Annotated in this window: 3 protein-coding genes; 1 reads left to right on the top strand and 2 read right to left on the bottom strand. The window is 41.4% G+C overall.

The window, feature by feature from the left end:
- A partial coding sequence (locus PLK24_RS09875) for an aminopeptidase (protein WP_324478689.1) occupies nucleotides 1-298 on the bottom strand: 298 nt, incomplete at its 3' end.
- 220 nt (nucleotides 299-518) lie between these two features.
- A complete protein-coding gene (locus PLK24_RS09870; protein WP_324478687.1) occupies nucleotides 519-1,682 on the bottom strand; it encodes a uroporphyrinogen decarboxylase family protein in 1,164 nt (387 codons plus the stop codon).
- A gap of 900 nt (nucleotides 1,683-2,582) precedes the next feature.
- Here PLK24_RS09870 and PLK24_RS09865 point away from each other — a divergent pair.
- Nucleotides 2,583-3,366: NAD-dependent epimerase/dehydratase family protein (locus PLK24_RS09865; protein WP_324478686.1), on the top strand; the 784-nt coding region annotated here is incomplete at its 3' end.

The following is a 3,366-nucleotide window of genomic DNA, read 5'->3' as shown; positions in this document are numbered from 1 at the left end:
GATTGTGGGCACCCCGTAATCCAATATAGACATCAGCCCATTCCATACTATATGCTTCTATTTCAGGAAGCCACTCGATTTGTTGATTTGACCCGTGTTTGAGCAAAGAACGATTTAATTCTTCAGATAAAAATTGCACCTGTGGGTGGGCACCTGCTTGAATACACGCTTCATAGACGGCCTGAACCAAAGGATAGGTTTCAACTTCGGTCATCGCAATCATAACCCGTTCATGTGGTTGAACACCTGTGGAGTAATTGACTAAAAGTCTTCCCAGTTCTTTCCAACGTTTATCCATATTTATCCCTTATATCATTTCTTTTTTGCATTTCTGTCGTTCATTATTCTACCATAGATTTTTCTTTATTTAGTTCAAAATGAAGAGTTGGTACTTTCAACAAACCAATAAATAGATTCAGGATCAATGAAACCAAAAAATCAGAGCTATCAAAATCATTACGACCATGCTGATACGCTGATTTTTGCACTAAAATTGCTTAATTAAGAACTGAAAAATTTCACAAAAAGAAGAATTCCAATTCATTGTGATATCGCCCATAAGACAAGCCAGTCTGGTACATGGCAATGATATTCTCAGGAGGAACATCGGGCTGGATATTGTGAACTGGTGCCAAAAGGTATCCTCCTCTCTCCCCCAGGTCATCAATTCGTCGTTTCACTTCATCCTCGACTTCCTGGGTTGTCCCACGGGGGAGAACCCGTTGAGTATCAATTCCACCCCAGAAACTAATTGAATCCCGATATTTTTTCTTCAATTCCTTGGTGTTCATGTGAGCAGCACTCACCTGAACCGGATTTAAGACTTGAATGCCAATTTCAATGAAATCTTCAATCGCCCAACTGGTGCTCCCACAGCTGTGAAGGGCGACTTTGGCCTTGGTTTTTGACTTGATGACCTGAATCAAATCCCGAGTCCGGGGCTTGATGATTTTTCGGTAGATATTGGGTGAGGTCAATGGTCCTTGCTGGGAACTGATGTCTTCCCAAATTTCAATGAGAGTGAGATACTGACCGACCTTCTCCAGGAAATTGCTGTATTGTTGGGAAAGGATGACCAGAACTTGATCCAGTAAGGCTTCAACAAAGGAGGGATTCTCGATGATTTCGATCATGATTCGTTCTAAACCGACCAGATACCAGGCTTGTTCGAAAACCCCCGATACCGTGGTGCCAAGAGCATAGCCTGCATCATAAATCGCTTGGGCTTCTTTTTCGACATTTTCAAAACGGCTTTTTTCATTGGGATCCGGCCAGGGGTAATGACGGAGGTCTTCAATCGTTGCTTCTTTCAAAGGAACCCCGACCGGGTCATAATAAAAGCTGGTATGGGGTTTTTTCCATTGAGCACCCCATTCATCAAAATACCAGGTTGACTTTTCATCACTGCCTTCTTTAGGGTCCCAGGAGGCGGATGGTTTCATAAAAACATAGCGGGTGTCGATACCAAACTCTTTTAAAACTTCTTCACCGATCACCGCCAGTTGTTGATTGCGTTCTGAGATCTTAGTGGGTCGATTGATTCCCATTTGGATTTTGAGCTTCTCGTAAGCAATGGTGGTAATACCTGATTGGTATCCTCCCAGGTCCAATGGGACCCGATCGGGTTCTTTATGGTCCAGTGCAGTAAGAACTCTCTCACGAGAGCTAAGAATTTTGTTCATATTTTTTCCTCCTTCATTTGGACAGTTAACCTTTTGAAATTGATATCATTTTCTTAAATATGTTAGTTTCAAGCTCAGATCAGCAATTCTTTTCAGCAAAACCGATAGTAATCTATAATACTCTATCCTTTTTAAAGATAACTTTCATAATGACCCAAATTTAAGGCTTAAATTCTTGCCTTCGAATATTACAACTTTACTCTTTCTTAGTACATTGTATCCTCTTCTTCTGATTTCGAAAACCGGAAACCCTTCCTATTTACTTTTAAAACTTTCTTTGTTTAAGGTTTCTATCCTGAAAATACTATCAAATGAATTCCCTCTTTGAAGAGTTAGGGGGGTGTGCCCTTTATTCATCATCCTGAGCCCTCGTTTTTCGAGGGCGTGAGGATCTCATCAACCCAATCCGTCATTGCGAGACCTCGCCTTTTGAGGTCGTGGTAATCTCATCCAACACCACACCCGTCATCCTGAGCCCTCGTTATTGAGGGCGTGAGGATCTCATCTTTAAACACTGTGGAATTGTGGAATCGGAAAGGATGAGATTCTCACGTCGTACAAGACGCTCTTCAGAATGACAGAGTGGGTGAATGAGAGATTACCACGTCGTCCAACCAAAGAACGGTTGAACTCCTCGCAATGACGGATTTAGAATTGGCATGATAAGTCAAGCTCCTAGCAAAGATTTTAAAAAAGGTGTGAGATGAGATCCACACGCGGAAAAATAACCAAACCGTCTTTCCTTGAATAGTTCTCCAGTCTATGGCAAAATGATTTTAAAAGTTCTTTCTCTTTTTATGAGAAAATGTGTTGATGAGAGTGAAATGACTTACATCACCATCGACATTTCAACTAATAATATCTTTTTTGATTAAATAATTTGAGGGGGTGGCACCTCTTATGTCGGTTCTTGTTACTGGAGGAAACGGGCTTTTAAGCTCCTGGATCATCTATTATTTAGCTCAAAAGGGGAAAAGAATTATTTCAGTCGATCTTAAACCACGTACCTTTGACTACCTGGAAGAATTTAAAGACCAAATTAACTTTATTCAGGGCGATGTACTGGAATGGTCCCAAATTTTACCAATATTTCATTCTAAAGAAAATGAAATTGAAGGTATCATCCATACTCCGGCAGAGATGGCTTCTCCCCGATACTGGAACAATCCTTATCGCAGCACCTATTTGAATGTGGTAGGAACACTCAACCTGCTGGAATTTGCTCGCCTCTACCAGGTCCCAAAATTTCTTTATGTTAGTTCTGGAGCGGTTTATGGAGAGGTCAAAGATTCACCATCAGAACTCACTCATCCGGTTAATCCCTCCGATCTCTACGGAGCTGGAAAAGTTGGCTCAGAATATATATCTCTTCAATATGGAAACCACTACCAAATTGATGTTCGAGTGATTCGTCCTTATTTTTTCTTTGGACCAGGGCTTCTCCCTTCGGAAATGAATCCGTTATTCAGAAATCTTTTGGGCTCAATGGAAGGATTGGATAATCTTCAATTGGAAAAGGGTCGAGACCAAAGTCTTGGCTTTACCTACGTGAAAGATACCGCCCTGGGAGCAGTGTTGGCTTATGAGACAGAACATCCCGAACATCGAGTTTTCAATATAGCCACTGATGAAGTAACCAGCTTTCCGGAATTAGCCCGGTTAGCTCAGAAATACAGTGATCAAC

The organism is Atribacter sp. (assembly GCF_035418125.1).
GTDB classification, from domain to species: domain Bacteria; phylum Atribacterota; class Atribacteria; order Atribacterales; family Atribacteraceae; genus Atribacter; species Atribacter allofermentans.
Note: the sequence above shows the minus strand (reverse complement) of the source record. Positions and strands in the feature narration are given on the sequence as shown.